We start from the raw sequence: 18517 nt of genomic DNA, 5'->3' as shown, positions 1-18517 counted from the left end.
TCTCCGGTGTCGGGTGTGGGCGCTGACGCACACGGATCCGAGCACGCCGCGCCCATCATGCCCATCTCGGCCCCTCGACACCAGAGACCCGGCGCAGAAATCGCCCAGCATTTTGGCGGCACGCCTGAAAATCAGGCAGACCTCAAAGCGCGCTTACGTGGCGGAAACCCGTTTGCGCACAATCGACTCGACCCAGGCGTCGATGGGACCCAGCAGGCAGCCCATCTCCATCGCGTCAAGCAGCGCCGGCGCGCCTTCGAACTCCACCGCCAGCCGCTCCGGCGCGCTGTCGCGCAGCCGCATCCCCACCCCCAGCCGCGCTGCGTGACGCTCGACCCAGGGCAGGAAGAGCGGCGTGCCAAGCGCCCCTTCGATGGTGAATTCTTCCCGTGTCATGTCCGTCTCGCCGATCCGTCGCCAACCGGCGAAGCAAACGCCCTTTCCAAGCACCCGTCAATCCCTGCGCCCGGCCCGAAACACCCGGCCGGTCGGCCCCGCGCGCATGGCTCTGCCGGACGCCTCCGGCGGGAGTATTTTTGACGAAGAGAAGCCAGGGGCGCGGCGCTCCTGGCTTCTTTGGTTCCAAAATACCTCGGGGGAGTCCGCGGCACGCGGACGGGGGCAGCGCCCCCGGCAACGGTGGGACTCAGCCCATGCGCTCGGAGGCGTAGCTGCCCGGAGAGGCCGGGAACACGACCGTCTTGTTGCCGTTGAGAAAGACCCGGCGGTGGATATGGGCATGGATCGCGCGGGCCAGCACCTGCGCCTCGACATCGCGGCCAAGCGAGACGTAATCCTCGGGCGATTGCGCGTGGGTCACGCGCACCGTGTCCTGCTCGATGATCGGGCCCTCGTCGAGATCGGCGGTCACGTAATGCGAGGTCGCCCCGATCAGCTTCACGCCGCGCTCGAAGGCCTGCTTGTAGGGGTTGGCCCCCTTGAAGGAGGGCAGGAACGAGTGGTGGATGTTGATGATCCGCCCCGACATCACCCGGCACAGATCGTCCGAGAGGATCTGCATGTAGCGCGCCAGCACCACGAGCTCGGCGCCGGTCTCCTCGACCACCTCCATGATCCGCGCCTCGGCCTGCGGCTTGTTCTCTTTCGTCACCCGGATGCAGTGGAAGGGGATGTCGTGGTTCACCACCACCTTCTGGTAATCCATGTGGTTCGAGATCACCGCCACGATGTCGATCGGCAGCGCGCCGATGCGCCAGCGGTAGAGCAGGTCGTTCAGGCAATGCCCGAAGCGCGAGACCATGATGATGACCTTCATCTTCTCGGCCTCGTCGTGGAACTCGTAGTCCATCTTGAAGTTCTTCGCGGTCTCGGCGAAGCGCTCGCGCAGCTCCTCCAGCGCCGCATCCTTCTCCGACATGACGCTGACGCGCATGAAGAAATTGCCGGTCTCGAAATCGTCGAACTGAGAGCTGTCGGTGATGTTGCAGCCCTGCTCGGCGAGGAAGGCGGCGATCGCCGCGACGATGCCGCGGGTCGAGGGGCAGGTCACGGTGAGGGCGAATTTGCTCATGCTCAAAACTCCAGTCCATGGGCGGGCGCGTCATGCGCAAGGCCGGGTGTTTTGCCGCCGGGCCGTGACCCGGCACCGCCAGCCCGGTGTCTCTCAGACGAATGGCGAAGACGCTCCCGCGATGCAAGCCCGTCCGCGGCGCGCCACCCGGCGAAAGCGACGCGGTGGCTCAGATGTCGAGCGTGTGCTCGCGTTCCCAGTTGGAGAAATGCGACACGAAGCTGTCCCATTCCTCGCGCTTCTTCTTGATGAAGGAGGCGGAGAACGCCGCGCCCAGCATCTCTTTCAGCGCATCATCGGCATCGAAGCTGCGGATCGCGTCGAGCATGTTCAGCGGCAGCTGCGGCGCGTCGGTCACGGTGTGGCCCTCGGCATACATGTCGATGTCGTAGCGCGGGCCGGGATCCGCCTTGGAGCGGATGCCCGAGAGGCCCGCTGCGATGATCACCGCCTGCAGCAGGTAGGGGTTCGCCGCGCCGTCGGGCAGGCGCAGCTCGAAGCGGCCCGGCCCCGGCACGCGCACCATGTGGGTGCGGTTGTTGCCGGTCCAGGTCACCGTGTTCGGCGCCCAGGTGGCGCCGGAGACGGTGCGTGGCGCGTTGATGCGCTTGTAGCTGTTGACCGTGGGGTTGGTGATCGCGGCCAGCGCCTCGGCGTGTTTCATGATGCCGCCGAGGAAATGCCCGCCCTGCTCCGACAGGCCCACCTCGCCGATCTGGCCGCCGGCATCGCCTGCGAAGGCGTTGGTTGTGCCGCTGGTGTCCCAGACAGAGATATGCGCGTGGCAGCCATTGCCGGTCAGCCCTTCGATGGGCTTGGGCATGAAGGTGGCGCGCAGCCCGTGCTTTTCAGCGACGGATTTGACCATGAACTTGAAGAAGCTGTGGCGGTCGGCGGTGACGAGGGCGTCGTCGAATTCCCAGTTCATCTCGAACTGGCCGTTGGCGTCCTCGTGGTCGTTCTGGTAGGGGCCCCAGCCGAGCTCGAGCATGTAGTCGCAGATCTCGGCGATCACGTCGTAGCGGCGCATCACCGCCTGCTGGTCGTAGCAGGGCTTGGCGGCGGTGTCGGCTTCGTCGGAGATCGCGGTGCCTTCGGGGGTGAGCAGGAAGAACTCGGCCTCGACCCCGGTCTTGACCCGAAGCCCCTCGGCCTCGGCCTCGCGGATCAGCTTGCGCAGGACGTTGCGCGGCGCCTGTTCGACCTCTTCGCCCTCCATGACGCAATTGGCGGCGACCCAGGCGACCTCGGGCTTCCAGGGCAGCTGTATCACCGTCTCGGGGTCGGGCACGGCCAACATGTCGGGATGCGCCGGGGTCATGTCGAGCCAGGTGGCGAAGCCGGCAAAGCCCGCGCCTTCCTCGGCCATGTCGGCGATGGCCTGGGCCGGCACCAGCTTGGCGCGCTGGCCCCCGAACAGGTCGGTGAAGGAGATCATGAAGTACTTCACGCCCTTTTCCTGGGCGAAGGCGGCGAGGTCGGTCATATTTTGTGTTCCCTGTCGTCTGTGGCGGACCTCTGGTCGGGCCCGTGCGGCCTCTTCGGGGCCTTTGCGAGACTTCGGACCGCTTGGTGCGGTCCGACCGGGAGGGGGGCGCTGCCCCCCGTCGCGTGCCGCGACTCCCCCCGGGATATTTCAGGCCAGAAGAAGCAGCGGGCGCTTCTCCGGGCGTGGCGTTCAGAACCCCGGCTTGCCGGGATACCAGTCGGTGCCGGCGAGGGGCACCTGCGCCATGGCGGCGGCTTCCATGGTCAGCGCACAGAGATCCTCGGGCTCGAGATTGTGCACGTGGCTCTTGCCGCAGGCGCGGGCCAGCGTCTGGCACTCGAGGGTGAGCACGTTGAGATAGTTGCGCAGACGACGCCCGGCCTCGATCGGATCGAGCCGCGCCATCAGCTCGGGATCCTGGGTGGTGATGCCCGCCGGGTCGCGGCCCTCGTGCCAGTCGTCATAGGCGCCGGTGGTGGAGCCGAGCTTCTGGTACTCGGCCTCCCACTTGGGATCGTTGTCGCCGAGCGCGACCAGCGCCGCGGTGCCGATGGAGACCGCATCTGCCCCCAGTGCCAGCGCCTTGGCGACATCGGCGCCGGTGCGGATGCCGCCCGAGACCACCAGCTGCACCTTGCGGTGCATGCCGAGATCCTGCAGCGCCTTCACCGCCGGCCGAATGCAGGCCAGCGTCGGCTGGCCGACATGCTCGATGAACACGTCCTGCGTGGCCGCGGTGCCGCCCTGCATGCCGTCGAGCACGATGACATCGGCGCCGGCCTTCACCGAGAGCGCCACGTCGTAATAGGGACGCGCGCCGCCGACCTTGATGTAGATCGGCTTTTCCCAGTTGGTGATCTCGCGCAGCTCGAGGATCTTGATCTCGAGATCGTCGGGGCCGGTCCAGTCCGGGTGACGGCAGGCGGAGCGCTGGTCGATGCCCTGCGGCAGGTCGCGCATGCCGGCGACGCGCTCGGTGATCTTCTGGCCGAGCAGCATGCCGCCGCCACCGGGCTTGGCGCCCTGACCCACCACCACCTCGATGGCGTCGGCGCGGCGCAGGTCGTCGGGGTTCATGCCGTAGCGCGACGGCAGGTACTGGTAGACCAGCTTTTCCGAATGGCCGCGCTCTTCCTCGGTCATGCCGCCGTCGCCGGTGGTGGTCGAGGTGCCGGCCAGGGTGGCGCCGCGCCCGAGCGCCTCTTTCGCGGGACCGGAGAGCGAGCCGAAAGACATGCCGGCGATGGTGATCGGGATCTTCAGCTCGATCGGCTTCTTGGCGAAGCGGGTGCCGAGGGTGACGCCGGTCTCGCATTTCTCGCGGTAGCCCTCGAGCGGGTAGCGCGACATCGAGGCGCCGAGGAACAGCAGGTCGTCGAAATGCGGCACCCGGCGCTTAGCGCCACCGCCGCGGATGTCGTAGATGCCGGTCTGGGCGGCGCGGCGGATCTCGGAATTCGTCTCGTTCGAGAAGGTCCAGGACTGGCGCGGCATGGTTTGGGGCGTGTCTTTCATCGGGCCGTCCTCAGTATTCGTCTGCGTGGTCGATGTTGAAGTTGTAGAGCTTGCGGGCCGAGCCGTAGCGTTTGAACTCTTCGGGCTTGGCATCGGCGCCGGCCTTGTCGAGCAGGTCCCTCAGGATCTCGAGATGCTCCGGGCGCATCTCCTTCTCGATGCAGTCGGCGCCCAGCGACTTCACCGAGCCGCGCACGAAGAGCCGCGCCTCGTAGAGGCTGTCGCCCAGCGCATCGCCGGCATCGCCCAGCACCACGAGGTTGCCCTTCTGCGCCATGAAGGCCGACATGTGGCCGATATTGCCATGCACCACGATGTCGATGCCCTTCATCGAGATGCCGCAGCGGGATGAGGCGTTGCCCTTGATCACCAGCAGCCCACCATGGCCGGTGGCGCCGGCATATTGCGAGGCGTCGCCCTCGACGATCACCGTGCCGCTCATCATATTCTCGGCGGCCCCCGGGCCGACCGAGCCTTCCACATGCACGGTGGCAAGCTTGTTCATGCCGGCGCAGTAATAGCCGGTGGAGCCCTTCACGGTGACCTCGATCTCGGCGTCGAGCCCGACGGCCACCGCATGGCTGCCGCGCGGGTTGCGGATCTCGAACTGGGTGTAGTTGGTCGCGGGCGCGCCCTGCAGGGCGGCGTTGACCTCGCGCAGCTCGATTTCGGCCATGTCGAGGGTCTGCAGGTCGGTGGTGGCGGCGGTTGCGGTTGCGGTCATCGCTCAGCGCTCCCAGAAATAGACGGTGGCGGGCTCGGGCTCCCAGACGCGGGCGGCCTCGATGCCGGGCAGGTTGGCGAAGGCGCGGTATTCCGAACCGAAGGCGACGTAATCGTCGGTCTCGGCCATCACCGCGGGCTTGCAGGCGATCGGGTCGCGGACCACGCCGAAGCCGGTCTTGGTGCCCATCACGAAGGTGAAGAAGCCATCAAGATCGTCGAGCGTGCCTTCGAGCGCCTCGCCGAGATTGGCCCCTTCGGCAATCCGCGAGGAGATGTAGCAGGCGGCGACCTCGGTGTCGTTCTCGGTGCGCGGGGCAAAGCCCTTCTCGGTCAGGATGCGGCGCATCTGGTTGTGGTTCGAGAGCGAGCCGTTGTGGACGAGGCACTGATCTTCGTCGGTCGAGAACGGGTGCGCGCCAAGCGTTGTGACGGCGCTCTCGGTGGCCATGCGGGTATGACCGATGCCGTGGCTTCCGCCCATGGCGCGGAGGTTGAAGCGGGCGGCCACGTCCTTGGGCAGGCCGATCTCCTTGTAGATCTCCATCGCCTCGCCGAGGCCCATGATGCGCAGGCCGCGCGCCTCGAGAAAGGCAATGGCGGCGTCACGGGTGCCCTCGGGCAGGGTCAGCACCGCGTGGGTGTCTACGGCCTTCATCGTCACCGGGCTGCCGAGCGCCTCGCCCAGCGCAGTGTCGAGCCCGGCGAAATCGCTCTCGGGGGTGTCGGACTGCACCGTCACCTTCAGACTGTCGCTGTCATCGCCGTAGATCGCGATGCCGGCCGAGTCGGGGCCGCGGTCGGTCATGGTGATCAGCATGTCCGTCAGCATGTCGCCCAGTTTCGGGCGGAGGTCGTCCTTCTTGAGGAACAGGCCAACAATGCCACACATGGTTTTCTCCGTTGGTGATCCGGGCGGTGGGCGCCCGTGGTGTCTGGAGATTGGATAGCGCCCCCGTCTAGTTTACTTCAAGGAAAAAAACTTCACTCAGGGAAAAGTCGCTGAATCCCACGGTATGACGCTGTGTGAATGCCGGGATTCTGTGCAGAGGGGGCGCTTTGAGCGGCTGACAGAGACGGGGCATCGAGCAGCTGGATGCCGCCAAGAGCCGAAACATCGGGCACCCGCCGCGCATCGCCGGACCGCGGGATGGCGATCTCAGCGATGATGCTCTCGATCTACCTCCGCCACGTTCGAAGACTCTCGACACGTGGCGCCCGGCCTCACCAAATCGCCGGGCCGGGGGGCGGTCCGGTGATGCACGGCGGCCTGCGGCCTTGAATCCGCGCGGGCGAGGTTCAAACAGCATACGCGCCCCTCTTGGAGAGGTCCGCCGCAGCCAGTGTATGTGCCAGAAAGCCGGGGGCCTGGCCCGCCCCCTACCGCGCCTGCGGGTAGGTGATGATCGACAGGTAGCGCGCCGGAAGCTCGACCAACCCCTCCGGCCCATGCGGAGCATCGGAATCGAACAGCAGCGAGTCGCCCGGCTCAAGCAGGTAGCGCTGATCGCCGTGGCGATAATCGAGCACGCCCTCGAGCATGTAGATCAGCTCGATCCCCTCGTGCTGGAAGGCCGGGAAGCGGTCGCTGTCGCTGTCCAGCGTGATCAGGTAGGGCTCGACCACCACGCCCGAGTTGTTCGAGCCGATATGGCCCAGCAGGTTGTACTGGTGGCCCGCCCGCGTGCCCGCGCGCTCGATCTCGACCCCCTGCCCCGCCTTCACATGCATCGCCCCGCGCGGCTCCTCGAAGCCCGAGAACAACTGCACCAGCGGCACCCGCAGAGCGTTGGCCAGCGCCTGCAACGTGTTGAGCGAGGGCGAGATCACCCCGTTCTCGATCTTCGACAGCATCCCCACCGAAAGCCCGGTCTGCTGCGCCAGCTCCGAACCCGTCATGCGCTGGCGCTTGCGCAGGTCGCGGACCTGACGGCCGATGGCGACCTCGAGGTTCTTCTCGCGCTGCTCGCGGACCGCGTGCGGGTTCTGGGTGAGCTTCGACTGCGAGCCGTTCTTCATGCGTTTTCCATTTCCGGTCGGGGTGTCCCGTGGTGCAGGTCCGGGCAGGTTCATGTCAAGCCTCCCGTCCGGGAGGGCAGACCGCGCCCGCCGGGCGCGCAGATCGGGAGAGACCGGAAATGGATCTTCATTCACACCTCAGCTTGCGAAACAGCTCTTGTAGAGCGGCAGGATGTTCTCCGACGTCAGCGCCACCGGGTTGCAGGCCGCCGTCGGGTCCTTCAGGGCCGATGCGCAGAGCGCGTCGAAATCCGGATCGCTGACGCCGAGCGCGTCCAGCGTCTTGGGGATGTCGAGCGCGGTGAGCAGATCCTCGATGAAGAGCAGGAAGGCGTCGAACGAGGGCTCGAGCCCGAGATAGGCGGCGGCGCGGGCGATCTTGTCCTCGATGGCGGGGCGGTTGAAGCGCAGCACCGGCAACATGACGACGCCGTTGGTGGTGCCGTGATGGGTGTCGTGATGGGCGCCGATCGGGTGGCTCAGCGAGTGGATGGCGCCAAGCCCCTTCTGGAAGGCGGTGGCGCCAGCGGCGGCGGCGGTCATCATCTGGGCCCGGGCCTCGAGATCGCTGCCATCCTTGTAGGCGCGCAGCAGGTATTCCTTGCACAGCCGCATCCCCTCGAGCGCGACGCCGTCCGACATCGGCGCGTAGGCCGGGGCGCAATAGGCCTCGATGCAATGGGCCAGCGCGTCCACCCCGGTGCCCGCGGTGATGAAGGGCGGCATCCCCACGGTCAGCTCGGGATCGCAGATCACCTGCACCGGCATCATCCTGGGGTGGAAGATGATCTTCTTCTCATGGGTCTCGGAGTTGGTCAGCACCGCGGCGCGCCCGACCTCCGAGCCGGTACCGGCGGTGGTGGGCACGGCGATGATCGGGGCGATGGCATCGGCATCGGCGCGGGTCCACCAGTCGCCTACATCCTCGAACTCCCAGACCGGGCGGCTCTGGCCCGCCATGAAGGCGATGAGCTTGCCGAGATCCAGCCCCGAGCCGCCGCCGAAGGCGATCACCCCGTCATGGCGGCCCTGCTTGAAGGCGACGCAGCCGACGCCAAGATTGCGCTCGTTGGGATTGGGATCGACATCGGCGAAGAGGTCGCAGTCGAGTCCCGAGCGCTTGAGGATGTCGAGCGCCTGCGCGGTGATCGGCAGGTCGGCGAGGCCGCGGTCGGTCACCAGGAGTGGCTTGGTGATGCCGGCGGCGCGGCAGGCCTCGGCCAGCTCGGCAATGCGCCCGGCGCCAAAGCGGATCGGATTCGGCCAGGACCAGTTGGCGGAGAAAGTCATAGTCAGTCGTCCTTCGTTCAGTCGAGCATCCAGCCCTGTATTCAGCAAGGCATTCAGCCGAGATGCGGGAAATCCGCTCAGGATTTCAAACGCGTATGCTTGGGATCGTAAAGGGGCGCGAGGCTCACCTTGCAGGGAACACGCTCGGTCGCGACCTCGAGCTCGTACTGCCCCGACAGGATCCAGTCACGCGTCACGCCTTGCGGGTTCTTCAGGTAGCCCATGCCGATGGCCTGCCCCAGCGTGTGGCCATAGCCGCCCGAGCTCAGGTAGCCCACGCGCTCGCCGTTGCGGAAAATGGTCTCGCGGCCCAGCAGGATGACCTCCGGGTCGGCGGTGAAGGTGGCGAGCTGCTTGCTGACGCCCGCCGCCTTCTGCGCGGCGATTGCGGCGCGGCCCCGGAACGCGCCCTTGTCGAGCTTCACCGCAAAGCCCAGCCCCGCCTCGAGCGGCGTGCTGTCAGGGCCGATATCGCCGCCCCAGGCGCGGTAGCCCTTCTCGAGCCGCAGGGTCTCGATGGCGCGGTAGCCCGCATCCACCAGCCCGTGAGAGGCCCCCGCCATGTGCAGCGCGTCATAGACCGTGGCGGCGTATTCCACCGGCAAGTGCAGCTCCCAGCCAAGCTCGCCCACGTAGGAGACCCGCAGAGCCCAGACCGGCGCGCCGGCGATGGCGATCCTGGCGGCACTGCCGAAGGGCAGCGCTTCGTTCGACACGTCGGCGCGGGTGACGCGGGCGAGAATGTCGCGCGCCTTGGGGCCCATCAGCGACAGCACCGCATAGCCCGAAGTCACGTCGCTGAGCCGGGCATTGGCGCCCTCGGGGATGCCGCGCCGGATCCAGTCGAAATCGCGGGTGGCAAAGCCGGTGCCGGTGACGATGTAGAAGCTCTCGTCCGCCAGACGCGCCACCGTAAGATCGGCCTCGATGCCCCCGTGATCGTTGAGCATCTGGGTATAGGTCAGGCTGCCCACCGGGCCGCGCATGTCGCTGGCGGCGATCTCCTGCAGCACCGCCTCGGCATCCGGCCCCTCGAGCATGAACTTGGCAAAGCTGGTCTGGTCGATCAGCACCGCCGCCTCGCGCACCGCCCTGTGCTCGCGCGCCACCGCCTCGAACCAGTTGGGCCGGCCATAGGTATAGATGTCGCCCGCGTGCTCGCCAGGCGCGGCGAACCAGTTGGGCCGCTCCCAGCCCATCTTCTCGCCGAACACCGCGCCGCGCGCCTTGAGCCGATCATAGAGCGGCGAGCGGCGGCCGGGCCGTCCGCTGTCGTGCTCCTCGGAGGGCCAGGCCATGGTGTAGTGCTTGCCATAGGCCTCGATGGTGCGGGTACGCACCCAGTCGGTATCGAAATGCGGCCGCCCGAAGCGGCGGATATCCACGGGCCAGAGATCGAAGGGCGGCTCACCCTTGGCGACCCATTCCGCCAGCGCCATGCCAGCGCCGCCGCCCGAGGCGATGCCGAAGGCGTTGAAGCCTGCTCCGACGAAAAAGCCCTTCTGCTCGGGCGCCTCGCCGAGGATGAAATTGCCATCGGGCGTAAAGCTCTCCGGCCCGTTGGTCAGCGTCTTGATGCCCGCCGTCTCGAGCGCCGGGACGCGGCCCAGCGCCAGCTCCATGATCTGCTCGAAATGGTCGAAATCGCTGTCGAGCAGCGTGTAGTGGAAGCCCTCGGGAATACCGCTGATCGCCCAAGGCTTGGGGTTGGGTTCGTAGCCGCCCATGACCAGCCCGCCGACCTCTTCCTTCCAGTAGGTCAGCCGGTCCGGGTCGCGCAGGGTCGGCAGGTCGCGGGTGACGCCATCGATCGGCTCGGTCACCATGTACTGGTGCTCCATCGAGACAAGCGGCACGCTCACGCCGAGCGGCGCGGCAAACTCGCGGGTCCACTGGCCGCAGCAGGCGATGACGATGCCGGTCTTGATGAAACCGTGCTGCGTCTCGACCCCGGTGATGACGCCCTTCTCGCGCGTCACCGAGAGCACCGCGCAATCCTCGACGATCCGTGCGCCTGCCATGCGCGCGCCCTTGGCGAGCGAGAGCGTGATGTCCGAGGGGTTGGCCTGACCGTCGGTCGGCAGGTAGGCCGCGCCAACGACGTCGCTCACATCCATCAGCGGCCAGAGCTCCCTCGCCTCCGACGGCGTCAGCAGCTGCATGTCGAGCCCGAAGCTGTGCGCCGTGGTGGCCTGCCGCTTGACCTCGGTCCAGCGCTCGGCGTTGCAGGCCAGCCGCAGCCCGCCATTGCGCTTCCAGCCGGTGGCCTGCCCGGTCTCCTGCTCAAGCGTGTCGTAGAGCTTTACCGAGTAGCCCAGAAGCTCGGTGATATTGGCCGAGCTGCGCAGCTGGCCCACGAGACCGGCGGCATGGAACGTGGTGCCGGAGGTCAGCTTGTGACGCTCGAGCAGCACCACCTCCCAGCCGAGCTTGGCGAGGTGATAGGCCGTCGAGCAGCCGATGATCCCGCCGCCGACGACGACCGCCTGCGCGGTTGTGGGAAAGTCGGTCATGCGCCCTCCTTCCAGGCGTCGAGCGCGGCGTTGAAGCGCGACAGGTTCTCTGCCGTGTAACCCGCGTAGTCGAAATCGATGTCCGAGCTGATCTCGGAGACCATGCTCCACATCGCCTCGCGCAGCAGCGAGGCGCATTTCATCGCGCCGTAGCGCCGCAGGTAGGCGGGGTCGGGATCGTGGCCGTGATAGAGCCGCAACATCTCGGCCTCGGCCTCCAGCGGCAGGCCCGCGTTCGAGGCCAGCCCGCCGAGATCGAACAGCGCCGAGTTGAAGCCGCCATATTCCCAGTCGACCAGCCAGAGCCGCCCGTCCTCGGCGCGCAGAATGTTCTGCGGCAGCAGGTCGTTGTGGCCGAGCACCAGCCCGACCTTGCCGACCGCCTCTTCAAGCTCTCCGGCCTGCACCATCAGCCCCGGCAGCCGCGCGATGTGGGCTGAGCCGTTTTCCTCGAGCCAGGCGGCATATGTCCGCAGGACGTGGAAAACCCAGAAGGTCAGCACCGGGCCGGCCACCTGCTGGCTGAGCTCGCGATGCACACGGCCCACCAGCGCCACCGCGTCATGCAGGGTGGCGGGGTCGTGCAGGTCGGCCCCGGCCAGCGCCTGCGAAGCGACGAAATCGGTGACCATGAGGCCCGGCTCAGCGTGGCGCAGCGCCGGCGAGATGCCGGCGGCGGCGGCGGCTTCGGTGAGCGCGCGCTCGTTCCAGCGCATCACCAAGTGTTCGGGGATGTCCTGACCGAGGCGCACAACGAAGTGCCGGCCCGCGTCGGTGACCACGAAGTTGAGGTTGGTGATGCCGCCCGAGAGCGGCGCGATGGTCACCGGGCCGGACCAGAGATCCATCGCCCGGATGCGGTCTTCCGGGCTCATGCGCCGTAGTCTCCCTTCGCGCGCGATTTGGTCGGGTCGAAATGCGGGAAGGGCACGACGCGGGCGGTGAGCCGCTTCTGATGGCCGTCGAGCTGGCCGATCTCCAGCTCGGTTCCCACATCGGTATAGGGCGCGTCGAGCCGCGCCAGCGCGATGGTCTTGCCCAGGATCGGCGAGCGCGTGCCGGAGGTCACCACGCCGACCTGCACCCGCCCCAGCCGCACGCAATCGCCATGGGCGGGCACGGTGGTGGCGTCGATCTCGAGGCCCACCAGCTTGCGCTGCGGATGCGCCTTGCGCTCCTCGAGCGCGGCGCGGCCCGAGAAATCGGCCTGCTTCGACTTCAGCGGCACGGTAAAGCCGATGCCCGCCTCGAACGGGTCGGTCTGGTCGTCGAACTCGTGCCCGGCAAAGGCCAGCCCGCTCTCGATGCGCAGCATGTCGAGCGCGGCAAGACCAAGCGGCTTCAGCCCATAGGGCTGCCCCGCCTCCCAGATCGCGTCGAACACTTCGTCCGCGTCCTTGGGGTGGCAGAAGATCTCGTAGCCCAGCTCCCCGGTATAACCGGTGCGCGAGATCATCACCGGTGTGCCCTGGAAATCGCCCAGCCGCGCCACGGTGAAGCGGAACCAGCCAAGCTCGTCGATGCTGGATCGGTCGGGCGCGGTCCAGAACAGCTGCGACAGGATCGTCTGCGCGTGCCGCCCCTGCAGCGCCACGTTGCAGAGCTGGTCGGTGGAGCTGCGCACATGGGCATCAAGCCCCAGCCGCTCGGCCTCCTCGCGCATGAACATGCCAGAGCCGTCGCAGCCGCCGATCCAGCGGAAATTGTGCTCGCCTAGCCGGAACACCGTGCCGTCGTCGATCATGCCGCCATGCGCGGCGCAGACGGCGGTATAGACCACCTGCCCCACCGCGAGCTTCTCCATGTTGCGGGTCACGCAGTGGTTCAGAAGTGTCTCGGCATCCGGCCCGGTGACCTCGAACTTGCGCAGCGGCGACAGGTCCATGATGGCGACCTTCTCGCGGCAGGCCCAGTATTCGCCGAGCGTGCCCTCGCCGGGGAAGCTGTTGGGCAGCCAGTAGCCGTTATACTCCACGAAATCGCGGGTGAGCCTGGCGAAGCTGGCGTGAAAGCCCGTCTCCCGTGTGTGCTCCACGTCGTCCTCCGGTCTTTTCCGCCAGCCGATCGAGCGGCGGAAGTCTTCGCCCGCGCCATAGGTGCGGAGCTGAATGTCTGTTGGGTTCCAGCCATTGGCCGGGTCGATATCGTCGGGGCACGCGGTCGAGACGCAGACCAGATCGGTCAGCGCCCGCAGCAGCACATAATCGCCGGGGCGCGACCACGGCTCCTCGGTGATGATGTTGTGCTCGGCGTCGATCAGCGTGTTGAAGAAGAAGTTGATCGCGGGCCAGCCGGCGCGCGGGCGCACGCCGTAGGGGGCGAGCTGGGCGTTGATGTTATCGGTGCAGTTGACGTGGCCGAAATAGCCCATGTCGTCGTAGTAGCGGCGGGTGCAGGCAAGTCCGAAGGTGTCGTGCCTGCCGCAGGTGTCCTGCACGATCTCGACCAGTGGCTCGAAATCGACATTCCAGTATTTCGCCGCCAGCCCCGGCCTGGGATAGATCGTGCCGGTCTGCGAGCGCGTCGCGGTGGGGTCGATCTCGCGGGTGAGCCCGGCATCGAGCGAGCGCGCCGAGAAGGCCTGGAAGTCCGAGCACTCGCGCCCCTGCACGTCGAGGATCTGGATGAAGCCGCCTTTGGGCACGGTGTAGACATGCGCCTCGCCGGGGCGGATGTTCTGGTCGATCAGCGGATCGGCCAGCGGGTCGGGCGCGACATGGGCGCCCTTGAAATCGCGCAGGTCGGCGCGGCGGAGCCACAGCAGCAGGTCGGTCGGCGTGTCCTGCGCCTCGGGCGCCATCGGGCCGCCGGGCGCGGCGACGATCAGCAGCCCGTCGCCCTGCGCGGTGAACTCCGCGCTGTCGCCGGGGCGCGAGCCCTCGGCAAAGAGCCGCACCGCCCGCGCCTTGCCCAGATCGAAGCCCGCCGCCGCAAGCGCACGTGCCACCCCCTGCCCCGAGCGGCTGGTGAGCAGAGTCGACTTGAGCCCCTGCGGCCCGACCGAGCCTTTGCCGCCGATCAGCCCCGGATCGCCGACACCCGCCGGCGTGAAGGCCACCAGCTCGGCCACCTGGCCGCCCTCGCGGTCCTGCACGGTGATCTTGTCGCCGGCACGGATCTCGACCGCGCGCGAGCCGCCCGCCGGCACCGGATGACGCTCCACGCCCCTTGGCAGGGTCAGGCCGGGAGTGATCACCCCGGCCCGCGCCTCGCGGCTCTCGAAGGCAAGGCCCATGGCTTACTCGGCCGCCTTCGGCGCCTGAAGGTAGGCCTCGAGGCTGTCATCCAGCGCGTGGCGCCACGGCGTGTGATGCGGCGGGGCGATGGTGCCGGTGATCGGTGAGACATAGCCATTGTCGCGGAACGACATGATCGCCTTCTTCTTGTGCTTCTTCCACTCGAAGAACGCCTGGTTGGCGCCCTCGACGTCGAAGGAGGGATAATCGGTCTCGGCGATCAGCTCCTTCACGTAATCGCCTTGGTAGACGATGGCGTCGTGGTCGCTGTCATAGGCATCCTCGTCGGCCTGCCGCTTCTGCCAGTCGGCCTCCATCGCCGCCCCGTCAGGCAGCGCGATCTTGCCCAGGATCGCGTCCCGCACCCACCAGGCCTGCGCGTCGAACATGTTGAAGGTGAACCACTGGTCCTGCATCCCGAGATAGAACATCTTCGGGTTCGGCACGTAGACCACGCCCTTGTAGAGATCGCTCGCCGCCAGCCGGTTCGCGGTCTTGAGGCGCAGGTCGTCGGGCAGGAACGGGAAGTGATGCTTGTAGCCGGTGCAGAGGATGATCGCGTCGACGGTCTTTTCCGTGCCGTCCTTGAAATAGGCGGTCTTGCCCTCGACCCGCTCGAGCGCCGGCACCTCTTTCCAGTTGTCGGGCCAGTCATAGCCCATGGGCGCGGTGCGGTGCGCCACGGTCACCGAGGCGCAGCCGTATTTCCAGCATTGCGAGCCGATATCCTCGGCCGAGTAGGAGGTGCCGAGGATGAGGATGTCCTTGCCCTCGAACTCGCGCGCGTCGCGGAAATCATGGGCGTGCAGGATGCGTCCGTTGAAGCTCTCGAAGCCGGGATAGTAGGGCACGTTGGGGAAGGAGAAATGCCCCGAGGCGACAATGACGTGGTCGAACTCTTCGCAGCTCTCGGTGTCGGTCTCGCCATTGCGGGCTGTGACGGTGAACTTGCCCGTGCCCTCGTCATAGGAGACATCGCGCACCACGGTGGAGAACTGGATCCAGTCGCGCACGCCAGCCTTCTTCACCCGGCCTTCGATATAGTCGAAGAGCACGGCACGCGGCGGGTAGCTGGCGATCGGCTTGCCGAAATGCTCGTCGAAGGAATAGTCGGCGAATTCCAGACCTTCCTTGGGGCCGTTCGACCACAGGTAACGGTACATCGAGCCATGCACCGGGTTGCCGTACTCGTCGACGCCGGTGCGCCAGTCATAGCGCCAGAGCCCGCCCCAGTCGGGCTGCTTCTCGTAGCAGACGATCTCGGGAATCGCCTCGCCCTTCTCCTTGGCGGACTGGAAGGCCCGAAGCTGGGCCAGACCCGACGGGCCGGCGCCGATCACGCAAATCTTCATGTCCCTGTTCTCCCTTTGGGCAAGTTTTCCTCATGGTTTCGAATATTCACTCTCGCGCAATAAATTTTCTTGTGGGTTCAGCGCACGGATGGGAATTTGACCGGGACCCGAGGCGCTCTGCCCAAGGATGAGGCAGCGCCCGGAGACCCCCTTGCACGCTGCGCCGGAGCCCGGCGCCGGCGTGGTTCGATGACGCTGTACAACACTTCACGCCGCCCTCGGCGGCACGGCACGGAGACGAGAGCATGAGCGCGGAACTGACCCCTTACGAGATCTTCGAGGCAGGCCCCGTGCATCTGCAATGCGGCATCACCCTGCCCGATGCCAAGCTCGCCTATGCCACCTATGGCCGGCTCAACGCGGCGCTCGACAACGTGGTGGTCTACCCCACGCGCTACGGCGGCAGCCATGCGGACAACGAATTCCTGATCGGCCCGGGAATGGCGCTCGATCCGGAGAAATACTTCATCATCGTGCCCAACATGCTGGGCAATGGCGTCTCCTCCTCGCCGTCGAACACGCCGGTGCCGCTGGCCGGGCCGGATTTCCCGCTTATCACCCAGTATGACAACGTCATGCTGCAGGAGCGGCTCCTGCGCGAGGTGTTCGGCATCACCAAGGTGCGGCTCGCCTGCGGCTGGTCGATGGGCGGGCAGCAGGCCTATCACTGGGCGGCGCTGTTCCCTGACAAGGTCGAGGCGATGGCCTGCTTCTGCGGGCAGGCGATCACCGCCGGCCACACCTATGTGTTCCTCGAGGGGGTGAAGCACGCGCTGATCACCGATCCGGCCTGGATGCAGGGGCGCTACAAGGAGCCGCCGTGGCGCGGTCTGACCGCCAAGGGCCGGGTTTGGGCCGGCTGGGTGCTGAGCCAGGAATGGTTCCGCGAGGAGCTTTGGCGCGGCATGGGCTATGTCAGCGTCGAGGACTATCTCAAGAACGTCTGGGACGCGATGTATTACGGGCTCGACGCCAATGACATGCTCTCACTGATCGCCACGTGGCAGGCCTGCGACATCTCGGCCAACCCCTTGTACAACGGCGACCGCGAGGCGGCGCTGAAGGCGATCACCGCGAAGTCCATCGTGCTGCCCTGCCGGACGGATTTCTATTTCCCGCCCGAGGACAACGCCCGCGAGGTGGCGGTGATGCCCGATGCCGAACTGCGGGTGATCGACTCGGTCTGGGGGCACTATGCCGGCGGCGGGCGCAACCAGCCCGACACCGACGCGATCGACACCGCCCTGCGCGAGCTTCTGGCATGAGCTGGGACGTCATCGTCGTCGGCGCCGGCAGCGCAGGCTGCGCCGTGGCCGAGCGCCTCTCGCGCGATCCCGCCTGCCGGGTGCTGCTGCTCGAGGCCGGACCGCCCGGGCGCCACCCGTTCATCTCGATGCCGGCGGGCGTGGCCAAGGCCATCGCCTCGCCTCGCTTCAACTGGCACTTCGAAACCGTGCCGCAGGCCCATATGGATGGCCGCAGGCTTTACGTGCCGCGCGGCAAGGTTCTGGGCGGCTCGTCTGCGATCAACGCCATGGTCTGGGTCACCGGCCACGCCTCGGATTACGACCACTGGGCAGCCTCGGGCTGCGAGGGCTGGTCCTGGGCCGAGGTGAAGCCGGTGCTCGACGAGGTCACCCGGGTCATGGCCCCGATGATCCCCGAGAGCGGGCCCGCCTACGATGCCTTTGTCGAGGCCGGGGGCCAGCTGGGCTATCACGTGCATCAGGCCATCGAGGGTCAGGCCGAGGGCTTCGGGCTGTTCCGGGTCAACGTCAAGGACGGCAAGCGCCACAGCACCGCCCGCGCCTATCTGGGGCGCGCCAGGGGCCGCGCGAATCTCGAGGTGAAGACAGGCATCGAGGTGCTGCGCCTGACCGGCGACGGCGCCCGCATCGACGGGCTTCTGGTGATGACACCCTCCGGCGAGGAGGTGCTCTCCGCCGGGCACGTGGTGCTCTGTGCCGGCGCCATCGGCACGCCGCACCTGCTGCTGCACGCGGGCATTGGCCCTGCGGCGCAACTGCGCCCGCTGGGCATGCCGGTCCGCGCCGATCTTCCGGGTGTGGGCGAGAACCTTCACGATCACCTCGAGGTCAAGGTCAAGCACCGCATGACCGAGCCGCTGTCGCTCTGGGATCATGCGAAGTTTCCCAACAACCTCGCCGTGGGCGCGCAGTGGCTCTTCACCGGCAAGGGCGTGGGCACCCAGCAGGGGCTCGAGGCGGGCGCGTTCCTGCGGCTCGGGGCGGGCGACGGCGCGCCGGACACGCAGCTGCATTTCATCAATGCGCTGGCTTTCGACGGGGCGACGGCGGAGGATCGCGGCCATGGCTTCGCCATCGACGTGACCCAGCTCCAGCCCGAGAGCCGGGGCCGGCTGACCATCGCCTCGAACAACCCGCGCGAGCGGCCCCTGATCGACCCGAATTACCTGGCGGAAGAGGCCGACCGCGTGGCGCTGCGCGAGGGGCTGAAGATGCTGCGCGAACTCTGCAAGCAGCCGGCGATGGCGGCGTTTACCGGCGAAGAGCTGCGCCCCGGGCCGTCCGTCACCAGCGACGCCGCGCTCGACGCGGTGGTGCGGGCGACGGCGGATTCGATCTATCACCCGGTGGGCACGGCCAAGATGGGCACGGATGCGCGCGCAGTGGTCGATCCTGCGACGATGGGGGTGCATGGGGTGGCAGGGCTGTCGGTGGCCGATGCCTCGGTGATGCCGCGCATCGTCGGCGGCAACACCAACGCGCCGTCCATCGTGATCGGGGCGCTGGGAGCGGAGAAGATTGCGTGGGGGTTGTGAGGTTACCGGCTGTCCCTGCCCCGACCGACGAAACAGAGATGTTGAA

Annotated in this window: 14 protein-coding genes; 2 read left to right on the top strand and 12 right to left on the bottom strand. The window is 67.3% G+C overall.

Annotation, left to right across the window (positions count from 1 at the left end; genetic code table 11):
- Window positions 1-153 precede the first annotated feature (153 nt).
- From JF542_RS02335 to JF542_RS02280, 12 genes are all read right to left on the bottom strand, one after another.
- Window positions 154-396, bottom strand: a complete 243-nt coding sequence (locus JF542_RS02335) for an acylphosphatase (protein ID WP_207074582.1) — start codon at window positions 394-396, stop codon at window positions 154-156.
- A gap of 250 nt (window positions 397-646) precedes the next feature.
- The gene (gene purU, locus JF542_RS02330; protein ID WP_207074581.1) at window positions 647-1531 is read right to left on the bottom strand and encodes a formyltetrahydrofolate deformylase; all 885 of its coding nucleotides are present in this window, start codon (window positions 1529-1531) and stop codon (window positions 647-649) included.
- A 169-nt stretch (window positions 1532-1700) separates the two neighbouring features.
- Window positions 1701-3017 carry a type III glutamate--ammonia ligase gene (glnT, locus tag JF542_RS02325; RefSeq protein WP_207074580.1) on the bottom strand — a complete coding sequence of 439 codons (1317 nt, stop codon included), beginning with the start codon at window positions 3015-3017 and terminating at the stop codon, window positions 1701-1703.
- Window positions 3018-3209: 192 nt separating this feature from the next.
- Window positions 3210-4535: an FMN-binding glutamate synthase family protein gene (locus JF542_RS02320; RefSeq protein ID WP_040544182.1), complete on the bottom strand. Its 1326-nt coding sequence runs from the start codon at window positions 4533-4535 to the stop codon at window positions 3210-3212.
- Window positions 4536-4545: 10 nt separating this feature from the next.
- Entirely contained in the window at window positions 4546-5211 is a 666-nt protein-coding gene (locus tag JF542_RS02315; protein WP_404817528.1) for a GltB/FmdC/FwdC-like GXGXG domain-containing protein, read from the bottom strand.
- A gap of 51 nt (window positions 5212-5262) precedes the next feature.
- Window positions 5263-6150: a class II glutamine amidotransferase gene (locus JF542_RS02310; RefSeq protein ID WP_207074579.1), complete on the bottom strand. Its 888-nt coding sequence runs from the start codon at window positions 6148-6150 to the stop codon at window positions 5263-5265.
- Between the two features lie 488 nt (window positions 6151-6638).
- Window positions 6639-7277: a helix-turn-helix domain-containing protein gene (locus JF542_RS02305; RefSeq protein ID WP_007791880.1), complete on the bottom strand. Its 639-nt coding sequence runs from the start codon at window positions 7275-7277 to the stop codon at window positions 6639-6641.
- 138 nt (window positions 7278-7415) lie between these two features.
- On the bottom strand, window positions 7416-8567 hold the full coding sequence (locus JF542_RS02300; protein ID WP_207074578.1) for an iron-containing alcohol dehydrogenase: 1152 nt from the start codon (window positions 8565-8567) through the stop codon (window positions 7416-7418).
- A 77-nt stretch (window positions 8568-8644) separates the two neighbouring features.
- The gene (locus JF542_RS02295) at window positions 8645-11080 is read right to left on the bottom strand and encodes a GcvT family protein (protein ID WP_207074577.1); all 2436 of its coding nucleotides are present in this window, start codon (window positions 11078-11080) and stop codon (window positions 8645-8647) included.
- Entirely contained in the window at window positions 11077-11955 is an 879-nt protein-coding gene (locus JF542_RS02290) for a choline/ethanolamine kinase family protein (RefSeq protein ID WP_207074576.1), read from the bottom strand. The genes JF542_RS02295 and JF542_RS02290 overlap by 4 nt, the downstream gene beginning before the upstream one ends.
- Window positions 11952-14315, bottom strand: a complete 2364-nt coding sequence (locus tag JF542_RS02285; RefSeq protein ID WP_207074575.1) for a trimethylamine N-oxide demethylase — start codon at window positions 14313-14315, stop codon at window positions 11952-11954. The genes JF542_RS02290 and JF542_RS02285 overlap by 4 nt, the downstream gene beginning before the upstream one ends.
- Window positions 14316-14318: 3 nt before the next feature.
- Window positions 14319-15668, bottom strand: a complete 1350-nt coding sequence (locus JF542_RS02280; RefSeq protein WP_207074574.1) for a flavin-containing monooxygenase — start codon at window positions 15666-15668, stop codon at window positions 14319-14321.
- 245 nt (window positions 15669-15913) lie between these two features.
- On the opposite strand from JF542_RS02280, the gene JF542_RS02275 reads away from it, so the two are divergent.
- Both JF542_RS02275 and JF542_RS02270 read left to right on the top strand, forming a co-directional pair.
- The gene (locus JF542_RS02275) at window positions 15914-16933 is read left to right on the top strand and encodes an alpha/beta fold hydrolase (protein WP_207074573.1); all 1020 of its coding nucleotides are present in this window, start codon (window positions 15914-15916) and stop codon (window positions 16931-16933) included.
- Window positions 16930-18471, top strand: a complete 1542-nt coding sequence (locus JF542_RS02270; RefSeq protein WP_207074572.1) for a GMC family oxidoreductase — start codon at window positions 16930-16932, stop codon at window positions 18469-18471. The genes JF542_RS02275 and JF542_RS02270 overlap by 4 nt, the downstream gene beginning before the upstream one ends.
- The last annotated feature ends 46 nt before the right edge of the window (window positions 18472-18517 follow it).

The organism is Salipiger bermudensis (assembly GCF_017309175.1).
Lineage (GTDB): Bacteria > Pseudomonadota > Alphaproteobacteria > Rhodobacterales > Rhodobacteraceae > Salipiger > Salipiger bermudensis.
This window is presented reverse-complemented; position numbering and strand designations above follow the sequence as displayed.

Excerpts from the sequence above, each read along its gene's own strand:
- JF542_RS02335 (WP_207074582.1), bottom strand. The coding sequence starts at position 396 with ATGACACGGGAAGAATTCACCATCGAAGGGGCGCTTGGCACGCCGCTC.
- purU (WP_207074581.1), bottom strand. The coding sequence starts at position 1,531 with ATGAGCAAATTCGCCCTCACCGTGACCTGCCCCTCGACCCGCGGCATC.
- glnT (WP_207074580.1), bottom strand. The coding sequence starts at position 3,017 with ATGACCGACCTCGCCGCCTTCGCCCAGGAAAAGGGCGTGAAGTACTTC.
- JF542_RS02320 (WP_040544182.1), bottom strand. The coding sequence starts at position 4,535 with ATGAAAGACACGCCCCAAACCATGCCGCGCCAGTCCTGGACCTTCTCG.
- JF542_RS02315 (WP_404817528.1), bottom strand. The coding sequence starts at position 5,211 with ATGGCCGAAATCGAGCTGCGCGAGGTCAACGCCGCCCTGCAGGGCGCG.
- JF542_RS02310 (WP_207074579.1), bottom strand. The coding sequence starts at position 6,150 with ATGTGTGGCATTGTTGGCCTGTTCCTCAAGAAGGACGACCTCCGCCCG.
- JF542_RS02305 (WP_007791880.1), bottom strand. The coding sequence starts at position 7,277 with ATGAAGAACGGCTCGCAGTCGAAGCTCACCCAGAACCCGCACGCGGTC.
- JF542_RS02300 (WP_207074578.1), bottom strand. The coding sequence starts at position 8,567 with ATGACTTTCTCCGCCAACTGGTCCTGGCCGAATCCGATCCGCTTTGGC.
- JF542_RS02295 (WP_207074577.1), bottom strand. The coding sequence starts at position 11,080 with ATGACCGACTTTCCCACAACCGCGCAGGCGGTCGTCGTCGGCGGCGGG.
- JF542_RS02290 (WP_207074576.1), bottom strand. The coding sequence starts at position 11,955 with ATGAGCCCGGAAGACCGCATCCGGGCGATGGATCTCTGGTCCGGCCCG.
- JF542_RS02285 (WP_207074575.1), bottom strand. The coding sequence starts at position 14,315 with ATGGGCCTTGCCTTCGAGAGCCGCGAGGCGCGGGCCGGGGTGATCACT.
- JF542_RS02280 (WP_207074574.1), bottom strand. The coding sequence starts at position 15,668 with ATGAAGATTTGCGTGATCGGCGCCGGCCCGTCGGGTCTGGCCCAGCTT.
- JF542_RS02275 (WP_207074573.1), top strand. The coding sequence starts at position 15,914 with ATGAGCGCGGAACTGACCCCTTACGAGATCTTCGAGGCAGGCCCCGTG.
- JF542_RS02270 (WP_207074572.1), top strand. The coding sequence starts at position 16,930 with ATGAGCTGGGACGTCATCGTCGTCGGCGCCGGCAGCGCAGGCTGCGCC.